The sequence below is a fragment of the unidentified bacterial endosymbiont genome (assembly GCF_918797525.1).
GTDB lineage: Bacteria > Pseudomonadota > Gammaproteobacteria > Enterobacterales > Enterobacteriaceae > Enterobacter.
This window is the reverse complement of record NZ_OU963893.1, coordinates 442,966-464,873: the sequence shown is the minus strand read 5'-3', so window position 1 is coordinate 464,873 and position 21,908 is coordinate 442,966. Positions and strand designations below refer to the sequence as shown.

Below are 21,908 nucleotides of genomic sequence, written 5' to 3'. Positions count from 1 at the left end.
GTTAAAAACTTTGAGCTGACTCGCACAAGCCAGCAACAAAATTACAGGTTTACCTGATTGCCAACGCTGGAAAGATATCGTTGCTCAAAGATATCTGGCGGCACGGCACGGGCAAATAAGAAGCCTTGTCCGCTCTCTACGCCCGCTTCGGCCAGCCAGTCGCACTGCGTTTGGTTTTCGATGCCTTCCGCAATCACATGCAAATTGAGGCTGTGCGCCATCTGGATAATGGCCTCCACCATGCTGCTGTCTTCCGGTAAACCCTCGACAAAGGTTTTGTCGATTTTCAGCACATCCACCGGCAACGTTTTCATATGCTGAAGCTGGCGCAGCCCGGCGTAGCCCATGCCAAAGTCATCCAGCGCAATGCGGATGCCGGCATTACGCAGCGGTTTCAGTATGGCGACGGCCTCATTAGGATCGTCAATACGGCGGCTTTCCGTCACCTCCAGGATCAGCGTATCAGGCTGGATGCGGTAACGATGAATCAGTTCCAGCACGTCAGAGACCATCGTCGGATGCATCAGCTGCAGGGCGGAGAGATTGACCGACAGCGGCAGCCTTACACCCCGCTCCTGCCAGGCGGCCAACTGACGGCACGACTCCTCCAGCACCCAATAGCCGACGGTGACCATCAGGCCGCAGGACTCGATGCGTTCAATCAGCCCCTCGGGTAGCTCCCAGGAGCCATCCGGCTGCTGGATGCGCAGCAAGGCTTCGGCACTATTGACTTCCCCGGTCAGCAAGTTCACCTGCGGCTGCAGCCAGATGGCGAACTGATGATTATCCAGCGCGGTCAGAATATCGCTCTCTTCGGTTAGCCGCTGCTGCGCCTTTTCCATCTGCTCCGGGTCGAAGAACTGGATCTGGTTTTTGCCTTTGCGCCGCGCAGTGAAGGCCGCCGAGAAGGCGCGGCTGTAGAGCTGCTCTGCCGTCAGGTCGCCATAGAACATGGCGATGCCGATGCTGGCGCTCGGCCGTAGCTGGATACCCTGGATCGGCAGCCGCTCATTAATAACAGTGAGTACTTGCTGACCTAGCGTAATGGCGTGCCACGGCTCTTTGACCCCGTGAGCGATAATCACAAAGTCATAACCGCTCACCTGGGTCAACACCATGCGCGGGGCAAGGACCGATTTTACTTTTTCCACCAGCGTGAGCAGCAGCACTTCGCGCTGGCTCTCCTTGAGCACGCCTGCGGTGTCCTGCAACGTTTCGCAGGCGATAGCCATCAGCGCCGTGGTTTGCTGACGCGCCACGGTCTGCTCCAGCATCGCCATCAGGAACGCTTTATTGGGGAGTTCGGACACCGGGAAACGGGTGGCGCTGTTGTTTAGCGCGTCCTGCTGGCGCTGCAACCGCTGTTGATTGATGTTGTAACTGCGCACCAGCATGCCAATTTCATCGTCGTGATGCAGGGACGGCAGAGCCAGCTGATGGCCATGCTGTTCCTGCGGGGAAAGAGCATGCAGTTCCCGGGCGATGCGTCGTAGCGGATGCACAATCAAACGGTTAATACACCAGGTTAGCGCCACGCTCAGGATCAACGTCATAAGTAAGCAAGTGGTCACTAACGTGACAACCCAGCTCATGACGAACTTATACATGCGATATGAGTCCGCCTGCAGGACCAGATAGGCCAAAGGTTGCGGATTGGCAGGGCGCTCAAGTGAATACAAAGGCAGAGAGATTTGTACCGGTAGCTCAAATAACCGCATGACGGTTACCGGAACGGGACGCTCCGGGATAAAGCTCATCCGCAGCGCCTGGAACTGGTTGGGCAGTACTACGTCCGCCCGGCTGACAACCCCGGCGGGCTGGATGCTCTTTAAAATGGTTTCCGCTTCCGGAATATCCCCTTTCAGGATGGAGGCAGACAGCGGGCCACGCACCGCGCGGGCGATGCTTTCTAATTGCGAAGCCGTGTTATAGCGATTCTGCTGTACGGAATGAAACAGCAAAATTACGCAGAAAAGTAGTACAAACAGCATCGTAACGGCAGAAACCATCGCCATCTGTTTGATCGTTAAAGAACGGCTGAGACGCAAAATGACTCTCCAAAAAACTCGAAGCGCAGGGCGCACCAGGGAGTGAACCTGGTGCGCCTGAGTATACCCGATTGCTATGCTTTTAAGAGAGACTTACAAATCGATTAAGTGAAATCCGATTACCAGTCCGCATAGGGTGTAAGCGGCTGCGGCGGTAGGTCCATGTCGCCCTGCCAACCGGCGGCAGAGTAACGCACATACAGCAACGCATGGCTTGGGGTATAGTCTTTCGCTTCCTGAATATCTACGCCGAGACCAACAAACCAGTTGGACGTTACGCGACGTTCGATAATCGCCCTGGCGGTATAACCCGTGCCGGAAGAGCTACTGCCCGTTTCTCTTTCGCCCCTGTCGGTATACCGTCCAGGTTCATCGGTTGGGAGCAACTCCTGGTTCGGATAACGCAACGCATCGTCTGTCTTTGAATGCGACCAGGAGACGGAGCCGCCCAGTTCCCATGACCAGTTCGCGGTGCGCTTACGCCACGTCACCGGCAGCGCAAAAGAGAGATACTCCTGCGGGCTGTAATAGCCGCCCTGGCCCAGCGTATAGCCGCTGAGATCTTTATCGTAATGCCAGATCATAGTAGAGACGCCGGCCGTCAAACGTTCGTTGTTCTCATTGATCAGTTTGTAGTAATAACCGCTCATCCAACGAATACGCCAGTTATCTTCCACGTTTTTACCGTTCAGGCTGTCCATGTTCAGGCTCGACCAGATACCGTTCGCCTCGCCTTTGTCATAGCTTAGGCTCACCCCACCCCCGGTTGCGCGCACGCCGCCCCAGGTGGTGCCAGTATTGCTATCTTTTTGCCCGGCGAAGGCTAACAGAGAGCTGGAGATCGGACGACGGTGGGCATTGAGTGTATAACCCACCGGTCCGAGGTCACTGCTATAGCTTACGCCGCCGACCACATCCACCACATCAAAGCCCATCGGCGTAGTCCCGATGTCCCACGCCCAGGTTTTGTTCTGCCAGCCCACGCCGACGCTCGCGCCATTGGCGGACTGGTTAGTGCTGCCGCGACACGGTGTTTCGGCGCAGGTTCCCCATTTCGGATCGTAGGTGCCGTTATTGGTGGCAAACGAACCGGCATCCATATTGACCAGATCGCTACGGAAAAACATCCGCCCATCCGCCAGGGGCGCATCCGCCTGTAGCATGGTGGTGTGTGCTTTGAGATCGGAATACCCGCCCGTACCGCTGGAACCCCAGTAATCATGTTGCAGCGTGACGTTAACATCCTGCTGCTGATACAACTCTCCGGCATCGCTGCGCACGCCGCGTTTCAGCCAGTCGTCATTTTCGTCGGTACGGGTCAGACGGGTAAAGCTGTCGTTATCCTTCGCTCGCGTGGAGGTGATACCAGACGAGACCATTGCGTCTTTATAGGTGTCGAGCGCCCGCTGAGGCTGGCCGTTTTGCGCCTGGAAACGGGCCGCATCACGCAGTACCAGCGCGTTTTCCATGGAAGCTGGCTGCGATTTGGCCTGCGGAATAAGGGGGTTGAAGATCTGCTCTGCCGCCGACGTATCGCCCAGCCCCGCCTGCGCCATCGCAATCCGGCGCTGCATGTTGAGCGACGGCGGCTGGCCGTTCTGTGCATCAGGCAGTTTCGCCAGTGCGGCACGCGCCGCGCCGTTATTGCCTTCAGAAAGAGACACTTCCGTCAGACCGAGGATCGCATCTTCATTATGCGGTTCACGTTGCAGAACGGTGTTGTAGGCCGTTTTCGCCGTGGCCCGGTCGCCACGCTGCTGCGCCCAGTCAGCGAGGGTTAAATCGAGACGGGTTGAGGCGGGCTGCTGGCGAAGCAAATTTTCAGCCTCCCGCTCGTTACCGCTGTCACGCAGGCGGCTGGCGGTTTCCAGAACCTGATTCCCCTGCAGGCGATCGGCCAACGCCTGGATATTGCCGTTCCACGTGTCGCGCGCCAGCGTGTTCAGGTGCGCCAGCGCGTCGTGGTCCCGATCGTTACCCGACAGATAAAGTCCATTTGCGTAGACCTGTTCCGCATCGCTGGGTTTTTGGCTCGCCAGTTGACGCATCAGGGTGTCGGCCTGGCTGCGCTGCCCTGCGCTGTAAAGATCGCGCGCGAGTCGGTAGGTTATCCATACGTCGCCCGGAGAGCGCACCAGGCGACGGCGCTGAATTTCTGCCGCCTGCGCGTAATTGCCTCGGTTTTCCAGCCGTTCCGCCTGCGCCAATAATTGTTCGTTGGCCAGGCTACGTTCGATATCATCAATACTGCGGCGCTGGCTGGCAGAGAGCGACTGGATAAACTGCGAGGCCTTTTCGGGAGACTGCGCGCGATAGATATTGGCAAGGCCGCGTACCGCATTGCTGTTCCCGCTGTCCATACGCAATGCCTGGCGATAATACTGCTCGGCGGCGTCATTATCCTTGCGCGCCGCAGCGGCATCACCCAGCCCCAGTAGCGCATAGCTGTCGGTATTGTCGATGCTACGCGCCTGCTGGTAGTAACGTTCGGCCTGCGCCGTGTTGTTGGCTTTCAAGGCCGTATCACCCTGCTGGATCAATAGCCAGTAGCGGTTCACCTTCAGCAGGCTGTCCCATTTGCTGCGGTTATCGCTCTGCGGATCGAGAGCGATCGCTTTTTCTAACTGCGCTACCGCGCGGGCGCGATCGCCTTTTTGTGAATACGCCTGCCCCAGCGCGCCCACGGCTTCGCTGTCGGCGTGATTTGCGCTGACCGCTTTCTGCAGCTCCGTCACCGCTTTACTGCCCTGCCCGGCATCCACCGCGGCTAACCCCTCCGCTTTAGCGCGAAACGCCGGGTCGGCGAGCTGCTTTTGCTGGGCGTCAAGCTGAGAACGCGCCGCCGTCACACTGTCTCCATCGCTAAATACGCTCAGGTATTTTTGCAGGGCGCTGACGCTGGCACTACTGGCTGGCTGGTCTTTGATCTGCTGGTACCACATCTCAGACGCCTGATTGCGGCCCGCGCTGGATTTAGCCATATCCTGCAGCAGTGCGAAGCCTTCGTCACGGCGTCCGGTCTGGAACAGCAGTTGCGCCAGCGTGGCCTGTAGCTGAGTGTTGCCTGGACTGCTGACATTGTTCTTTTTCAGTTGATTAATAGCAGCGCTACGCCGGGCAGGATCTTTCGCCACCAGGTTCCAGTATTCCGTCGCCAGGTCGCCATCCGGCGGATTTCCGGAAAAGAGCGTGTCGTAGGCGGCAATCGCTTCCTGCGTGTGGCCCGTAGTGGCAAGCAATCGAGCCTGCTGCAAAGACTGGCGCCCCTCTGGCGTGGAAAGCAGCATCGTGTTGCGCGACGACTGGTAGACGCTGGAGCCAGGAGCGATCCCATTCAGGCGATCCAGCTCTTTTTGCGCCCCGGCAGCATCGCCCTGGCGAAGCAAATAACGAAAGCGTGCGGCAATGACGTCGGGATTGTTCGGGTCGATTAGCTCAAGGCGATAAAGCGACTGGCGAACCAAATCCTCGCGCTGTGTCGATTCCCCCAGACGTATCTGCTCCAGCAGCTGTTGCTGCTGCGGAGAATTGGCGGCCTGAGCCAGCGGCATCAGGACCAGGCCAAGTGATAAACTGAGGAGATTTACTGTGAACTTGCGCATTCCTGGCCCCAATCCGGTATTAATTCACCTTTTGCGGTGAAGCGAAAACGATGCTGATCCCATCCCTGGCCAAAGAGCGTCAGCACGTAGCTGTAATAGGCATCGTTATCGGGAAAATGGTCCGCAACGCGCTGGCGCTGGACGGCCTGTGCATCACGTTTTTGTAAAAATGGCAGCATTGAGGCGGAAAAACCGACCGGCCCTTTTCCCGTGGCTTTCCCGCTCGCCACATCCACTTTCTCCGGCGGAACGCCCTGCGTCGCCGTGATTGCGGTCATCGGCTGGAAACGTGTCAGCAGTCGGGCTTTCTGAGGGTCTTTATCGCTCATCATCCCCACCCAAAGATAGACACGGATGGCGTCATAGCTGCCCACCAACAAGGAGTCCTGTTTCAACTGCCAGCCTCTGTTTTTTTGATATTGCACCCAGTCCGGAGAAAACCCTTTTGGCGCCGTCTCCAGCAATAAACGCAGGTTGCTTTCATGGAGCGTGGTCCAGGGAGCGCCAAAACGCGTGAAATAGCTCGCTAGCTGAGGGGGAAGATAGCTGGGATTAAAACGCCAGCCGTTCTCGTCGGCAAAACCGACTTTACCCGGCAATAGCATTAAACCCAGCCCAGGCACGTTCACCACTTCCTCGCTGGCGATGCGCTTGAGAAGCGCCTCACCTGTACGCGTGTAGTCCGGGTTTTGCCATAAACGACCGGCTTCAAGCAGTGACCAGGCAATCCAGATATCGCCATCCGAGGCCGAATTGGCGTCGATCACCGCCCAGGTGTCTTTGTCTTTTTGCCCCCACAGCCAGGCGGGGAGATGGTCGTCCAGATGACCTTCGGCAAGATTATCACGCGTCCATGCCAGCAGGCGCTCAAACGTCTTGCGGTCATTCGCGGCCAGGGCAAAGAACAACGCGTAGCTTTGTCCTTCTGAGGTGGTAATTTTGCGCGTGTCACTGGGGTCAATGACACGCCCGCCCTCGCTGATGTAATCCTTTTTGAACTGCTCCCAGGCAGGCCAGGTACAGGCGGCGCGAAGATCCATCGTCGTCAGCATCAACGCTGCGACCAGATACCAGCGAAAGGCTTTCATCACACGTTACTCATTATCAGGATTCAGGCGACGACGGCTGATGATACGCAGCAGACGCCACAGCACCCACGCCAGCAGGACCACGCTGATCGCGGCGAGGATAGCTAACAGTACCGGATGGTTTGACAGGGCATACCACAGACGTTCAAACCACGGCAGGTGGCCGACATAGTAAACATCGCCCACGCGCAGGCTATCGACGCCGGATTCACGGATCACCGCCACGGAGCCGAACATCGCGGCGCGTTTGCCGCTGTCGTTCATCGCGTTATTAAGCAGTTCATACCCGCGCGGGCTGTCGGCCAACAGCGCAATGACGCTACGCTGGTCGTTGAACGGCGACTGGAAGCCGACAATCGCGGCCATCGGGCCTGTAGAGGTGACCGCAGTCTGTACGCTGGCCTGCCGATCGTTGGTGTCCGGCATGATGCTCGGGAATTCCGTCTGACGCAGCGGCGTGTTCACCCAGGATTGCGTTGCCTGCACCAGCAGATCGATACGCCTGTCATTCTTGAGCTTATCCGGGATCGTGCCGATCACCATAATGTCTGCGTCTTTGTTGGGGATCTGGCTGCCATCATCGGTCAAGGTGAGGTTGATGGCCGGCAGGCCCGTCTGCGCCCCAACGGACGCCATGGTGTCGAGCAGCGTGGTAACCTGAGCTTCGCCTGGCGCTTTAGGCATTACCACGATGGTTTCAGACAGGTCGGCCATCCGGCTGAACGGGAAACTGGCGTTAGCGAATGCGCGCAGGTCCGGCATCGCCAGGAAGTGATAGAACCTGGAGAAGTCGATGGTCGACTCATCGCCAATCACCACGTGGTTTTGCACCGGCTGGAAGGTGATGCAGTTATCCGCCGACCCGCCAGGCATCGGGTTCATGTACTGGAAGTCAAAACGCAGTTGGTTTACCGCACCCAGCTTCAGCGCCGGGATAGACACATCGGTTTTACTATCCAACAGCCCCTGCAGCACCGGCAGACGCAGCATCAGCTGGTTGGTCTCCTGGTTGCTGGTCAGGCTGAACGATTGCAGGAATTGATTATTCAGGCTGATATCCATGCGCGAGCTGTCTTTGGTGGCGGGCGCGGTATAACGGTACTTCAGATTGATATCAATCCCGTTGGTGCGCAGCAGGTACAGATCCGGCGGCAGATTCAGCGAAAGGTTAACAGGCGCAGGCTCAAGCCCCGTCGACTGAAGCTGTTCTTCATAGGTTTTCAGCTCACCGAAGGTGATGGGGCGGTCGGTACGCACCCAGTTCGGCGCATCGTAAGGTTTACGCGCCAGCAAGGGCTTCACCTCGTCTACCATGACGCTGTTGCCACGGAACAGGACATTGCCCTGGGCAATGCCTTTTGCCGCCTGCACCAGGTCTTTATCATCACGACCAAATACCACCAGCAGCTTCACGTACGGGTTATCCGGGTGGGCGATCATTTCAATGGTCGGCCCTTTGACGTCCGGGTGGTTGCGCAGGAAGGATGGGCGCTTGCCGTTAGTCGCAAACACGATAGCGTTTCTGTCCGGCATTTTGTCGTACATCACCGGGAAATTCTGCCCACGCCAGCCGGAACGGGAACCGAACCAGGAAGCCAAAATCGTCGCCGCCAGTTGCTCGGTTACGTCCGGAGAGGCCGCAAACACCATCGGCAGGGTCAGTTGACGGTTATCACGCGGATCAAAAAACGGGATCGGGAAGGCCGACAGATCGTTTTTCAGCGCCAGCGACTGGTACGTCATCTGCAGCGAGGAGTTACGTCCCACGTCCATCCACAGCGTGCTACTGGCCGGGTTTTCGCAGACGTCACGATAGTGGCCGACAAATTCCAGCCGGACACGGTTAAAGTCGGTAATGAACAGCGGATTGATTGGCACCTGAGCCTGAGTTTTCTTACCCAACTGCTCTTTCATCACGGGCAGAACGTCCATCAGTTCATCATTGAGATAGACCTTGAGCTGTGACTGAACCGGCAACAACGACGGCGACGGGGTGTATTCGAGGTTCAGCATCGCCCGGGAAACCACTTCATCACTGCGCATGCCAAACTCAATGCCGCCGTTTGGGTTGATGCCGCGCAGCACCATACTGCCCGGCGGCGGGGCGATCTGAGCAAACGTCAGCGTCACGTCCCGGGAGGGGACATTTTCCGCGACGACGGGCGCACTGGCGCCCTGAACGCCCGGCATCACTTGCCCAACGATATTTCCCTCCGTCGGCTGATTCGGGGTAATGTTCTCCGTTTGACCAGGTGCCGCAGTGATAACCGGGTCGGTCGCCTGTGCAACCACAGGAACCGTTGGGGCAGGCGTGGCCACCGGGTTCTCAGGCGCTGCGTTAGCTATTGTTGCGGGGAGCGCACTCATCCCCATTGCCACTGCACATAACCAGGAAAGTTTCGTTTTCATCGCGTTATCATCATTGTTGAGCCATAGCCGGGTCCGCCTGCTTCGCTTCATTTCGCTCAACTCGACGCGGAATGAACGACACGACCCAGGAAACCAGAGAAGTAAGTGTCCGGAAGATTAATTTCACCGACGACGGGGCAAATTCTGCGAGGTGACGATAGCCACGGAACCCCAGCTTCAGAATATCCATCAGGCTTTCCAGTGGTTTATCTTCCGGAAAGCTGTCCTGCCACAGAGCCCACGTATCCGCGCGGGCAAACGTACATTGCACAAAATCGATATGTTGCTTCCTGGTAAGCGGCATCAGTTGCAGGCCCACTTCATTGCCTGATACCCGCACGACCTGCGTTGGGAAGACATACTCTTGCTGGCCGCGCTTAAGCAACAGACTCACCTTCTGCCCTTCCAGTACCTTCGCCTGGCCGTTGATTTTGATCCCTACCCCCCCGTCCGAGAAGTCGTGCACGGTGCAGGAGAAGAGATGGCCATCTTCACGGGCAATCGCTGCAGGCATACTGATTTCAACGCGATGCGCGCGTCGTACCTGTTTACTCTCCACCGATACCGCCACCGCGCCGCCAAGAATAATCAGGTTGTAAAATACCCATGCCATGCTCACGAAGACAGTCAGAGTCTCGTTTTCGGGGCCAGTGTAATAGCGCCAGACACCGGCAATCAGGCCCACAATGTTGAGCAGCACCAGGAAGATATACGGGCGGGAGATGACCCAGTCGACATACTCTTCCTCCACCAGGCCGCCCTTCGCGGTGACGTTAAATTTGCCTTTATGCGGGTTAATCAGCGCTACCATCGTCGGCGGCGCGATGTACCAGGCCAGCACCGTTTCGTAGATTTCACTCCAGAAAGAGTGGCGGTATTTGCCCTGAATCTTCGAGTTTGTCAGGCTCGCGTGGATCATGTGCGGCAACACAAACAGCGCAATCATCAGCGCGGGAGCGTAGATGATGTAAGCGTGAAGGAGCAAAAACGCCAGCGGCGCGGTCAGGAAGATGAGCCGCGGAATACCGGATAAGAAGTGGAACATGGCGTTGACGTAGCACAGGCGCTGCGCCAGCTTCAGCCCTTTCCCCATTAACGGATTATCGAGACGGAAGATTTGCACCATGCCGCGCGCCCAGCGAATACGCTGGCCGATATGCGCCGATAGCGATTCCGTTGCCAGACCTGCCGCCTGGGGAATGCGCATGTAGGCTGAGGTATGGCCGCGACGGTGCAGACGCAGCGAGGTATGCGCATCTTCGGTCACCGTCTCCACGGCAATGCCGCCAATTTCATCCAGCGGTCCACGGCGGATAACCGCACAAGAGCCGCAGAAGAAAGTTGCGTCCCACATATCGTTTCCGTCCTGCACCAGGCCGTAAAACAGCGTGCCTTCGTTCGGCGTTTTACGAAAACGCCCGAGGTTCCGCTCAAACGGATCCGGTGAGAAGAAGTGATGCGGCGTCTGCATCATCGCCAGCTCTTTTTCTTTCAGGAACCAGCCCATCGTCATTTGCAGGAACGAGCGCGTCGGCACGTGGTCGCAGTCAAAGATCGAGACAAACTCCCCTTTGGCGTACTTCAGCGCGTTGTTGATGTTCCCGGCTTTCGCATGTTCGTGGGTGGTACGAGCGATATACTCCACGCCCACTTCTTCGGCAAACTGACGAAATTCCGCGCGACCACCGTCGTCAAGGATCCAGATTTTGAGCTTATCTTTCGGCCAGTCGATACCCAGCGCCGCATAGAGGGTGTTTTTCACCACACTCAGATCTTCATTGTAGGTGGGCACAAACAGGTCAACTGTCGGCCATTGATTGGTCTCTTTTGGCAGCGGAACCGGCTGGCGATTAAGCGGCCAGACCACCTGGAAGTACCCCAGCACCAGCACAATCCAGGCGTAGGTTTCGGCAAACAGCAGCACCAGTCCGCACACCAGGCTCACCGGATCATCCCAGTTCAGCGTGGAGGTATAACGCCACCAGATATAGCGGCAGGAGACGGTAAGCGACAGCACAATCAGCATCAGCGCCGAGAAGCGGCCCGGAATACGGCGAACCAGCAACGCCACGCCCCATAGCAGGATCAGGAAGGTGAACTGCGCCAGGGGGTTGAAGGGCTGCGTAATACAGACTAGCGCCAGAATGAGCGAGAAGACGACAATGATGCCGAGAATAAAACGCCGCAAGCCCGGGTGCAGATGCCCAAGCTCTTTGTGATTATCCAGATGGCTGGTCTTATCGCTCACGCTGTCGGGCATTCTGTCCAGCCACGCATGGTAGTGTTCACGTAATTTCGCCACCCGCTCAACGCTGCGCCAGCGGGCCGTTTTTTTTCTCCGGATGGGGCGTGGTGGCCGCCAGCCAGACGGCCTGAATAAGATAACGCGCCGGATCCAGCGGCCGTGGCCGGTCCGGGTTAATGTGCGGATAAAGCTCACGGTGCCGCGCACGTATACGCTGCCAGCGTGGGTGTTCAAGGGGAATGACCATCCAGGCCAGTATCATCCACAAACAGCCGAGCGCGGCGCTAAACGCCGATGCGCCATGTCGACGGTAATGCCGGTAGCGTTCGCTCAAACGTAAATTGACCGACGGAATGAGTAACCAGGAGGAGAGCGGGCTCATACCGCGCTCCCGACCGGCTCCGCCCTGTTCGCGAAGTACAGCAGACACCAGTTCGCCAGCGTCAGGATCTCTTCTGCCGCCAGGGAATCGCTACGGTATTCGCCAAGCGGCTGTTTGGAGGCGAGACACTCTGCCATCCCTTCATCGCGATGGATAACCATCGGCAGCAGACGACGCTGGCTTTGTAGCCAAATCTGGTACAGATCGTCCTGAATCTGGCTGCCGATCCGCAGATCGTTAATCAGAATATGGGCATTGGCGGGCAGCGCCTGCTGGTGCAAGCGGATATGGCAATTCGCGTCCACGTTGACAATGGAGAGCACATGATCGCATTGCGCCATCAGGTGGCGAGTCAGCGAGGCGGCGCCGTGTGGCAGGTCCAGCAAAATCCACCGGTAATGGCTCTGCGCTTTTAGCTGCTGCAGCGCGGTCGTAAAGCGGCAAAACAGGCGTTGATAGGCCGCTTCGTTCTCGCGTTCAGTTTCAGTCAACTGGCCAAAGGGCAGTAAATCGAGCTGGGTGGTGTAGCGCATACCCGCATCCCGCCAGTCTTTATCATCAAGCAACGCGCGGGCCCAGCCCTGCGTGCGGGTGAAGTCAACGTTGAAGGACATGCGCAACAAATTGTCGGAGCTGGCATCAATGACCAGGACTGATTCGCCTAAAAGCTGTAATGACCACGCCAGCGCCGCGGTAATGGATGTCGTGCCTACCCCACCACGGACGCCCTGTAATCCTAGAATGGCCATCAGTGGCTCCCTTATTGTTGTTGGGCAAACTCAGCTAATAACGGCCAACGTTTAATCGCCGCGGCCAACTGTTCCCGCTGGGAAATATCGGTGTAATCTATTTCAGGCAGGGAAAAAGCCTGCGTCAGCGCCAGAAAATCATTTTGGAAGGTGTAACCCAGGCTGGAGTCGACGGGTGTTCCGGATTCATTATTATGCATTCTTTTTGTTTCTCTCTGACGAAAACCGCAAAGTCGGATGTCGCGAGGCGTCCTGCCGGCGGAATTTCGTTTACATGCTAAATCTGATGTCCTTTAATTTCAATGTTAGGTTTATTTCTACGCTTTCGCTAGTAAACTGAGTGACAGATAAATTAGATCAAAAGAGGGAAACCGTGGACCCCATATTTTCTATTGGCATTCAGTCGTTATGGGATGAATTGCGCCACATGCCCGTCGGAGGAGTCTGGTGGATTAATACGGGTAGCAACGCCGGTGCCATCAGTCTGGTAAACCAGACGATCGCCGCGCAGGAGGTGGATTCCCGAGTCGCTGTCGTGAGTATGGGTGAAGAGCCGAGGAAAATCATCGCCCTGGAAAGCGAGCGGGGTCCACAGACCGTACGCTTATTTTCCATGTCAACAAAAGCAGATAGCCTCTTCTTTTTGACCCGTGACATTCAGTGTTCTCTCGATCCCGAACGCTATTTAGTGATCCTTAAATGCTCAAATAACGCGCTTCAAAATATACCCACAGAAAAACTGCTGCGCTGGCTGGAAAAAATCAATAAATGGACAAAGTTACATAATTGCACGGTATTGGTTGTTAATCCCGGCAGTAATAATGATAAGTTATTTTCACTGTTAATGGCTGAATATCGTTCTCTTTTCGGTCTGGCCAGTCTCCGTGACCAGACCGACGGCTACCTCTACGACATCGCGTTCTGGTGCAATGAAAAAGGGGTGAGCGCCAGACAACAGCTCAACCTCAAACAGCTCGACGGTCAGTGGCATCTCGCCCGGCTCGAAGAGACCGTGGTGCAACCGCGCAGCGATGAAAAACGCATCCTGACCCATATTGCAGTGTTAGAGGGGGCGCCTGCGCTTTCTGAAAATTGGTCACTGTTCGACACTAACGAAGCGCTATTTAATGAGGCCCGCACAACGCAGGCGGCGACCATTGTTTTCTCTTTGACACAAAATAACCAGATTGAATCACTGGCAAAACACATCCACACCTTACGTCGCCAGCGCGGCAGCGCCTTAAAAATCGTGGTGCGCGAAAATACGACCAGCCTGCGAGCCACCGATGAGCGTCTGCTTCTGGGCTGCGGCGCAAATATGGTTATCCCCTGGAATGCGCCGCTTTCCCGCTGCCTGACGCTTATTGAGAGCATTCAGGGCCAGCAGTTCACTCGTCATGTGCCTGAAGATATTTCCACACTGCTCTCAATGACCCAGCCGATGAAACTGCGCGGATACCAGCAATGGGATACCTTCTGCGACGCTGTCGGCAATATGGTGAATAACACGCTGCTGCCAGCGGACGGAAAAGGGGTGATGGTTGCCCTGCGCCCTGTGCCGGGTATCCGCGTTGAGCAGGCGCTGACCTTATGCCGCCCGAACCGCACCGGGGATATCATGACGATTGGCGACAACCGTCTGGTGCTGTTTTTATCCTTCTGCCGGGTGAACGATCTCGATACCGCCCTTAACCATATCTTCCCCCTGCCTACCGGCGATATCTTCTCTAACCGTATGATCTGGTTTGAAGATAATATGATCGGCGCAGAACTGGTGCAGATGCGGGCGCTCACACCGGAACATTGGGTTAAACCGCTCACCGTGACCCGCGATCCCAAACCGATCCTTAACGCAAAACATGATGGACATGTCTGGCGTCGGGTTCCTGAGCCACTTCGCTTATTACCCGATAACGGGGGAACTGTATCATCATGAATATCAGCGATATCATTCAACTGGTCATCGTTTGTGCGCTGATCTTTTTCCCGCTTGGCTACTATGCGCGCCATTCGCTGCGTCGTATGCGCAACACGGCCAGAATGCTGTTTATTAAACCTCGCTATGTTAAACCAGCCGGAACATTGACACGGGCATCACACGTCAAGGCAAACCGAAAACATGACTAATTCTACCTCCACCTCTTCGGCGCCATCGCCGCTCTGGCAATACTGGCGCGGCCTTTCAGGCTGGAACTTTTACTTTCTGGTGAAGTTTGGTTTGCTGTGGGCAGGCTATCTGAACTTCCATCCCCTGCTCAATCTGGTGTTTATGGCGTTCCTGCTGATGCCGATTCCGAGCGTTAAGCTGCATCGCTTACGTCACTGGGTTGCCCTCCCGATTGGCTTCGCGCTGTTCTGGCATGATACCTGGCTACCGGGGCCGGAAAGCATTATGAGCCAGGGATCGCAGGTTGCGGGCTTCAGTTCCGACTATATTCTCGATCTGACCGGGCGTTTCATTAACTGGCAGATGATTGGCGCCGTCTTCGTGCTGCTGGTCGCCTGGCTGTTCCTCTCGCAGTGGATCCGGGTAACGGTATTTGTCGTCGCCATTTTGCTCTGGCTTAACGTGCTGGCGCTGGCAGGGCCGGAATTCTCCCTGTGGCCGGCCGGTCAACCAACGACAACAGTAACTACCACCGGCGGGAGCACAGTAGCAACTGTCGCGACGTCTGGCGATGCGCCAGTGGTAGGCGATATCCCCACGCAGACCGCGCCGCCAACGTCCACTAACCTGAACGCATGGCTCTCCAGTTTCTACAATGCGGAAGACAAACGTCAGACTAAATTTCCGGATGCGCTGCCTGCGGATGCGCAGCCGTTTGAACTGCTGGTGATTAACATCTGCTCTCTCTCCTGGGCTGACGTTGATGCCGCCGGGCTGGCTTCGCACCCGCTGTGGTCGCATTTTGATATTCAGTTTAAAGATTTCAACTCTGCCACCTCCTACAGCGGCCCGGCAGCCATTCGCCTGCTGCGCGCGAGCTGCGGTCAACCCTCGCATAAGAACCTGTATCAACCGGCAGGCAACCAGTGTTATCTGTTCGATAACCTCGCGAAACTGGGCTTCACGCAGCACCTGATGCTGGGACATAACGGCCAGTTCGGTAATTTCCTCAAAGAGGTGCGTCAGGAGGGCGGCATGCAAGCACCACTGATGGATCAAACCGGTCTGCCGGTGACGCTGCTGGGCTTCGACGGTTCACCGGTGTATGACGATACCGCTGTGCTGCAGCGCTGGCTGCAAACCGTCAACAAAGAAGGGAACTCACGCAGCGCAACGTTCTACAACACCCTGCCCTTGCATGACGGAAACCATTATCCGGGGGTAAGTAAAACGGCGGATTACAAAGTACGTGCGCAGAAGTTCTTCGATGAACTGGATACATTCTTCACCGAACTGGAGCAATCAGGCCGTAAAGTGATGGTGGTTGTGGTCCCTGAGCACGGCGGAGCGCTGAAGGGTGATAGGATGCAGGTATCCGGACTGCGCGATATTCCAAGCCCGTCCATAACCAACGTGCCCGCTGGTATAAAATTCTTTGGTATGAAGGCTCCCCATCAGGGCGCACCTGTTGAAATTACTCAGCCAGCCAGCTACCTGGCGATTTCAGAACTGGTGGCCCGGGCGGTGGACGGTAAGCTGTTTGTGGAAGATAGCGTGAACTGGGATCAGTTCATCAGCAAATTGCCGCAAACTGCTGAAGTCTCTGAGAACGCAAATGCAGTCGTGATCCAATACCAGAACAAACCGTACGTTCGCCTGAACGGTGGTGATTGGGTGCCGTATCCGCAGTAGCCGGCTTTATAACCCTCTCCCCACCGGGAGAGGGTATTTGTTACTCTGCACTGCGTAGCGAAATTTCCCCGCCCACCCAGGGCTTGATCACGCCGTCCTGTTCAAGTAGCAGCGCCCCCTGAGCATCAATGCCACGACAGATACCATAAATCTCTTTATCTCCGATCAGTAATTTCACCGGCCGGTTGATAAAGTTATCCATTTTTTCCCAACGGGACAGGAACGGTGGCAGCCCGTCTTGCTCAAAGAGGGATAATGCGCTGCGAAGTTCTTTGATCATGCGCACGGCAAGAATATTGCGATCGACAGAAATCCCTGCTTCCTGCAGGTTAGTCCAGGCCTGATTCACGATATCGTTCTGAACGTTACGCATCACCATATTGAGACCAGCGCCAATCACAATTTGTGCCGCGTCGCCTGTTTTACCCGTCAGTTCAACAAGGATACCGGCAAGTTTCCGATCGTTCAGGTAGAGATCGTTTGGCCATTTTACCCGTACTTTCTCAGCGCCCAGGTCCTGCAAAACTTCTGCCATCACAATACCGATAACCAGACTCAGACCAATGGCTGCGGCGGGCCCCTGCTCAAGGCGCCAGAACATAGAGAAGTAGAGGTTGGCGCCAAAAGGTGAGAACCACTTACGACCGCGGCGACCGCGTCCGGCCTGTTGATATTCCGCAACGCAGGCATCGCCCGAGGCCAGCTCGCTTAGCCTGTCCATAAGGTATTGGTTCGTGGAATCGATAACCGGCAATACCGCAACGTTGCCAGACCCCACTTGGCTGCGGATCCGCTCTTCATTCAGCAACTGGATAGGCTCCGGCAAGCTATAGCCTTTTCCCGGGAGCGTAAACACATCCACGCCCCAGTCGCGGAGGGTTTGAATATGTTTATTAATGGCGGCACGGCTCATGCCCAACTGCTCGCCAAGATGTTCGCCCGAGTGAAACTCACCGTCAGCAAGGATGCCGATCAGGGTTAAGGGGATGGTATTGTCCTTCACGCGATGGCCTCCACGGCACTGACTTCACCCGTACGACCAATGAAGCGCACTTCAGGCTCCAGCCAGACGTTAAATTTTTCGCCAACACGCTGGCGAACCTGATGCGCCAGCTGTACCACATCATCGCTGGTCGCATTGTTTTGGTTAATGAGCACCAGGGCCTGCTGACGATGAACAGCAGCGCCTCCCACCGAGAAGCCTTTCAACTGGCATTGATCGATAAGCCATCCCGCTGCTAACTTCACGCTGCCATCGGCCTGCGGGTAATGTGGCGCGGCGGGCCAGCCAGCAAGAAAAGTTTGTGCATCTTCGCTACCGATCACCGGGTTTTTGAAGAAACTGCCGGCGTTGCCGTTCACGTTAGGATCGGGAAGCCTGGTCATGCGCATATGGCAAACAGCGTCAAAAACGTGTCGGGCCGTGACGGTGGCGGGATCGAGGCAGGCTAAATCTCCATAAGACAGAACGGGCTGCCAGCTTTTTGACAAGCGCAGGCCGACGGCAACAATGACGAAGCGTCCCTGATATTCGTGTTTAAAAATACTGTCGCGATAGCCAAAGCGGCACTGTTGTGCCGTTAACCGCTGAGTCGTTCCGGTCGCCAGCTCAATACAGTCAACATAGTCGCAGACATGTTTTAATTCGATGCCATAAGCACCGATATTTTGAATGGGTGATGATCCTGCGCAGCCCGGAATGAGGGCCAGATTTTCCAGGCCAGGCATCCCTTTTTCGAGCGTATATTGCACAAGATGGTGCCAGTTTTCTCCGGCACCCACGTGCAGATGCCAGTAATCGGCGCTCTCTTTAACATCAATTCCCATGATGCGGTTAACGATCACCGTCCCCGCAAAATCATCGAGAAACAGGACATTACTTCCTTCGCCCAGAATCAGTACGGGTTCGTCGTTTTTTGTTGCGCTTTGCCATGTGCTCAGCAACTGCCGGGCATCATTGGCACGTACAATTTGATTAGCATTCCGTTGCATACCAAAGGTATTCCAGGGCTTAAGGGAGTGGTTCATAGATGCTATCCTGATGCAAAAACGCAGATAGTTTACCGTATATAGAAGGGGATAGGTGACTTGTTTATGGAGATGAGTGGGTACGCGTGCAAAGCAAAAAACCCCGCACCTTACGGTACGGGGTTCTTCTTTATTGATGCCTGGCAGTTCCCTACTCTCACATGGGGAGACCCCACACTACCATCGGCGCTACGGCGTTTCACTTCTGAGTTCGGCATGGGATCAGGTGGGACCACCGCGCTACAGCCGCCAGGCAAATTCTGTATCAGGCTGAAAATCGTCTCAAATCCGCCAAAACAGCTTCGGCGTTGTAAGGTTAAGCCTCACGGTTCATTAGTATCGGTTAGCTCAACGTATCGCTACGCTTACACACCCGACCTATCAACGTCGTCGTCTTCAACGTTCCTTCAGGACTCTCAGAGAGTCAGGGAGAACTCATCTCGGGGCAAGTTTCGTGCTTAGATGCTTTCAGCACTTATCTTTTCCGCATTTAGCTACCGGGCAGTGCCATTGGCATGACAACCCGAACACCAGTGATGCGTCCACTCCGGTCCTCTCGTACTAGGAGCAGCCCCCCTCAATTCTCCAGCGCCCACGGCAGATAGGGACCGAACTGTCTCACGACGTTCTAAACCCAGCTCGCGTACCACTTTAAACGGCGAACAGCCGTACCCTTGGGACCTACTTCAGCCCCAGGATGTGATGAGCCGACATCGAGGTGCCAAACACCGCCGTCGATATGAACTCTTGGGCGGTATCAGCCTGTTATCCCCGGAGTACCTTTTATCCGTTGAGCGATGGCCCTTCCATTCAGAACCACCGGATCACTATGACCTGCTTTCGCACCTGCTCGCGCCGTCACGCTCGCAGTCAAGCCAGCTTATGCCATTGCACTAACCTCCTGATGTCCGACCAGGATTAGCTGACCTTCGTGCTCCTCCGTTACTCTTTGGGAGGAGACCGCCCCAGTCAAACTACCCACCAGACACTGTCCGCAACCCGGATTACGGGTCTACGTTAGAACACCAGCCATTAAAGGGTGGTATTTCAAGGATGGCTCCACGCAGACTGGCGTCCACGCTTCAAAGCCTCCCACCTATCCTGCACATCAAGGACCAGTGTTCAGTGTCAAGCTATAGTAAAGGTTCACGGGGTCTTTCCGTCTTGCCGCGGGTACACTGCATCTTCACAGCGAGTTCAATTTCACTGAGTCTCGGGTGGAGACAGCCTGGCCATCATTACGCCATTCGTGCAGGTCGGAACTTACCCGACAAGGAATTTCGCTACCTTAGGACCGTTATAGTTACGGCCGCCGTTTACCGGGGCTTCGATCAGGAGCTTCGCCTTACAGCTAACCCCATCAATTAACCTTCCGGCACCGGGCAGGCGTCACACCGTATACGTCCACTTTCGTGTTTGCACAGTGCTGTGTTTTTAATAAACAGTTGCAGCCAGCTGGTATCTTCGACTGGCTTCAGCTCCGTGAGCAAGTCACTTCACCTACGCGCCAGCGTGCCTTCTCCCGAAGTTACGGCACCATTTTGCCTAGTTCCTTCACCCGAGTTCTCTCAAGCGCCTTGGTATTCTCTACCTGACCACCTGTGTCGGTTTGGGGTACGATTTCGTGTTACCTGATGCTTAGAGGCTTTTCCTGGAAGCAGGGCATTTGTTACTTCAGCACCGTAGTGCCTCGTCATCACACCTCAGCGTTAATAAGGTTCCGGATTTACCTGGAACCTCCGCCTGCATGCTTAAACCGGGACAACCGTCGCCCGGCTAACATAGCCTTCTCCGTCCCCCCTTCGCAGTAACACCAAGTACAGGAATATTAACCTGTTTCCCATCGACTACGCCTTTCGGCCTCGCCTTAGGGGTCGACTCACCCTGCCCCGATTAACGTTGGACAGGAACCCTTGGTCTTCCGGCGAGCGGGCTTTTCACCCGCTTTATCGTTACTTATGTCAGCATTCGCACTTCTGATACCTCCAGCAACCCTCACAGGCCACCTTCAACGGCTTACAGAACGCTCCCCTACCCAACAACGCATAAGCGTCGCTGCCGCAGCTTCGGTGCATGGTTTAGCCCCGTTACATCTTCCGCGCAGGCCGACTCGACCAGTGAGCTATTACGCTTTCTTTAAATGGTGGCTGCTTCTAAGCCAACATCCTGGCTGTCTGTGCCTTCCCACATCGTTTCCCACTTAACCATGACTTTGGGACCTTAGCTGGCGGTCTGGGTTGTTTCCCTCTTCACGACGGACGTTAGCACCCGCCGTGTGTCTCCCGTGATAACATTCTTCGGTATTCGTAGTTTGCATCGGGTTGGTAAGTCGGGATGACCCCCTAGCCGAAACAGTGCTCTACCCCCGAAGATGAGTTCACGAGGCGCTACCTAAATAGCTTTCGGGGAGAACCAGCTATCTCCCGGTTTGATTGGCCTTTCACCCCCAGCCACAAGTCATCCGCTAATTTTTCAACATTAGTCGGTTCGGTCCTCCAGTTAGTGTTACCCAACCTTCAACCTGCCCATGGCTAGATCACCGGGTTTCGGGTCTATACCCTGCAACTTAACGCCCGGTTAAGACTCGGTTTCCCTGCGGCTCCCCTATACGGTTAACCTTGCTACAGAATATAAGTCGCTGACCCATTATACAAAAGGTACGCAGTCACCCCACATGGAGGCTCCTACTGCTTGTACGTACACGGTTTCAGGTTCTGTTTCACTCCCCTCGCCGGGGTTCTTTTCGCCTTTCCCTCACGGTACTGGTTCACTATCGGTCAGTCAGGAGTATTTAGCCTTGGAGGATGGTCCCCCCATATTCAGACAGGATACCACGTGTCCCGCCCTACTCTTCGAGTTCACAGCAAGTGTATCTTCGTGTACGGGAGTATCACCCTGTACCCTGCGACTTTCCAGACGCTTCCACTGACACACAAACTGATTCAGACTCTGGGCTCCTCCCCGTTCGCTCGCCGCTACTGGGGGAATCTCGGTTGATTTCTTTTCCTCGGGGTACTTAGATGTTTCAGTTCCCCCGGTTCGCTTCATTACGCTATGTATTCACATAATGATAGTGTGACGAATCACACTGGGTTTCCCCATTCGGACATCGCCGGGTCAAAGGTTCATATCACCTCGCCGGCGCTTATCGCAGATTAGCACGTCCTTCATCGCCTCTGACTGCCAGGGCATCCACCGTGTACGCTTAGTCGCTTAACCTCACAACCCGAAGCTGTTTCGCTTCTGATTGTGAAAATTTGAGAGACTCAAACACACCATTAAAGATGTGTCGTTTCAATTTTCAGCTTGATCCAGATTTTTAAAGAGCAACTATCTCAAACGTGACTCACTGAGTCAGTTTTGAGATATCGGTTGGTTGTGCCTTTCACTCACACCCAGCAAGTGGCGTCCCCTAGGGGATTCGAACCCCTGTTGCCGCCGTGAAAGGGCGGAGTCCTAACCGCTAGACGAAGGGGACACGGAGTGTCGCGACTTCGCAGCCGTCTTGCTTCTTTACATTCATCAGACAATCTGTGTGAGCACTACAAAGGCAGGTTC

At 55.6% G+C, this 21,908-nt stretch carries 11 protein-coding genes, 1 tRNA gene, 2 rRNA genes and 1 pseudogene; 3 read left to right on the top strand and 12 right to left on the bottom strand.

Translation table 11 applies throughout. From position 1 onward, the window contains the following. Positions 1 to 41: 41 nt before the first annotated feature. The 7 genes and pseudogenes from hmsP to bcsR form a co-directional block, all read right to left on the bottom strand. Positions 42 to 2,048, bottom strand: coding sequence for a biofilm formation regulator HmsP (gene hmsP / locus NL510_RS02165; RefSeq protein ID WP_253381216.1), 2,007 nt, complete (start codon positions 2,046 to 2,048; stop codon positions 42 to 44). Positions 2,049 to 2,167: 119 nt separating this feature from the next. Then, on the bottom strand, positions 2,168 to 5,650 hold the full coding sequence (gene bcsC / locus NL510_RS02160; protein WP_253381214.1) for a cellulose synthase complex outer membrane protein BcsC: 3,483 nt from the start codon (positions 5,648 to 5,650) through the stop codon (positions 2,168 to 2,170). After that, positions 5,632 to 6,738, bottom strand: a complete 1,107-nt coding sequence (bcsZ, locus tag NL510_RS02155; RefSeq protein WP_253384709.1) for a cellulose synthase complex periplasmic endoglucanase BcsZ — start codon at positions 6,736 to 6,738, stop codon at positions 5,632 to 5,634. Before bcsZ ends, bcsC begins: the two co-directional genes overlap by 19 nt. Positions 6,739 to 6,744: 6 nt before the next feature. Further along, a complete protein-coding gene (gene bcsB, locus NL510_RS02150) occupies positions 6,745 to 9,147 on the bottom strand; it encodes a cellulose biosynthesis cyclic di-GMP-binding regulatory protein BcsB (RefSeq protein ID WP_253381212.1) in 2,403 nt (800 codons plus the stop codon). Positions 9,148 to 9,157: 10 nt separating this feature from the next. Beyond that, positions 9,158 to 11,774 (bottom strand): annotated as a pseudogene (gene bcsA, locus NL510_RS02145) (UDP-forming cellulose synthase catalytic subunit). After that, a complete protein-coding gene (gene bcsQ / locus NL510_RS02140; protein ID WP_253381209.1) occupies positions 11,771 to 12,523 on the bottom strand; it encodes a cellulose biosynthesis protein BcsQ in 753 nt (250 codons plus the stop codon). Before bcsQ ends, bcsA begins: the two are co-directional and overlap by 4 nt. Positions 12,524 to 12,534: 11 nt before the next feature. Next, positions 12,535 to 12,723 carry a cellulose biosynthesis protein BcsR gene (gene bcsR, locus NL510_RS02135; RefSeq protein WP_010426045.1) on the bottom strand — a complete coding sequence of 63 codons (189 nt, stop codon included), beginning with the start codon at positions 12,721 to 12,723 and terminating at the stop codon, positions 12,535 to 12,537. A 173-nt stretch (positions 12,724 to 12,896) separates the two neighbouring features. Here bcsR and bcsE point away from each other — a divergent pair, with 173 nt between their 5' ends. From bcsE to bcsG, 3 genes are read left to right on the top strand one after another with little or no spacing between them, the layout of a single operon-like run. Further along, positions 12,897 to 14,459 (top strand): cellulose biosynthesis c-di-GMP-binding protein BcsE, encoded by a 1,563-nt coding sequence (gene bcsE / locus NL510_RS02130; protein ID WP_253381207.1) that lies wholly within the window; start codon positions 12,897 to 12,899, stop codon positions 14,457 to 14,459. Further along, complete coding sequence (gene bcsF / locus NL510_RS02125) at positions 14,456 to 14,650, top strand: cellulose biosynthesis protein BcsF (RefSeq protein ID WP_253381205.1); 195 nt, start codon at positions 14,456 to 14,458, stop codon at positions 14,648 to 14,650. The genes bcsE and bcsF overlap by 4 nt, the downstream gene beginning before the upstream one ends. Beyond that, the gene (bcsG, locus tag NL510_RS02120; RefSeq protein ID WP_253381203.1) at positions 14,643 to 16,322 is read left to right on the top strand and encodes a cellulose biosynthesis protein BcsG; all 1,680 of its coding nucleotides are present in this window, start codon (positions 14,643 to 14,645) and stop codon (positions 16,320 to 16,322) included. The genes bcsF and bcsG overlap by 8 nt, the downstream gene beginning before the upstream one ends. Before the next feature lie 40 nt (positions 16,323 to 16,362). On the opposite strand, the gene birA is transcribed toward bcsG, so the two are convergent. The 5 genes from birA to NL510_RS02095 form a co-directional block, all read right to left on the bottom strand. Then, complete coding sequence (birA, locus tag NL510_RS02115; protein WP_253381200.1) at positions 16,363 to 17,325, bottom strand: bifunctional biotin--[acetyl-CoA-carboxylase] ligase/biotin operon repressor BirA; 963 nt, start codon at positions 17,323 to 17,325, stop codon at positions 16,363 to 16,365. Beyond that, a complete protein-coding gene (gene murB / locus NL510_RS02110; RefSeq protein WP_253381198.1) occupies positions 17,322 to 18,350 on the bottom strand; it encodes a UDP-N-acetylmuramate dehydrogenase in 1,029 nt (342 codons plus the stop codon). Before murB ends, birA begins: the two co-directional genes overlap by 4 nt. Before the next feature lie 138 nt (positions 18,351 to 18,488). Beyond that, positions 18,489 to 18,604, bottom strand: a 5S ribosomal RNA gene (gene rrf, locus NL510_RS02105). 58 nt (positions 18,605 to 18,662) lie between these two features. After that, positions 18,663 to 21,569 (bottom strand): 23S ribosomal RNA (locus tag NL510_RS02100). 184 nt (positions 21,570 to 21,753) lie between these two features. Beyond that, positions 21,754 to 21,828 (bottom strand) — tRNA-Glu (locus tag NL510_RS02095). Positions 21,829 to 21,908: the final 80 nt, after the last annotated feature.

Excerpts from the sequence above, each read along its gene's own strand:
- bcsC (WP_253381214.1), bottom strand. The coding sequence starts at position 5,650 with ATGCGCAAGTTCACAGTAAATCTCCTCAGTTTATCACTTGGCCTGGTC.
- bcsZ (WP_253384709.1), bottom strand. The coding sequence starts at position 6,738 with ATGAAAGCCTTTCGCTGGTATCTGGTCGCAGCGTTGATGCTGACGACG.
- bcsB (WP_253381212.1), bottom strand. The coding sequence starts at position 9,147 with ATGAAAACGAAACTTTCCTGGTTATGTGCAGTGGCAATGGGGATGAGT.
- bcsQ (WP_253381209.1), bottom strand. The coding sequence starts at position 12,523 with ATGGCCATTCTAGGATTACAGGGCGTCCGTGGTGGGGTAGGCACGACA.
- bcsR (WP_010426045.1), bottom strand. The coding sequence starts at position 12,723 with ATGCATAATAATGAATCCGGAACACCCGTCGACTCCAGCCTGGGTTAC.
- bcsF (WP_253381205.1), top strand. The coding sequence starts at position 14,456 with ATGAATATCAGCGATATCATTCAACTGGTCATCGTTTGTGCGCTGATC.
- bcsG (WP_253381203.1), top strand. The coding sequence starts at position 14,643 with ATGACTAATTCTACCTCCACCTCTTCGGCGCCATCGCCGCTCTGGCAA.
- murB (WP_253381198.1), bottom strand. The coding sequence starts at position 18,350 with ATGAACCACTCCCTTAAGCCCTGGAATACCTTTGGTATGCAACGGAAT.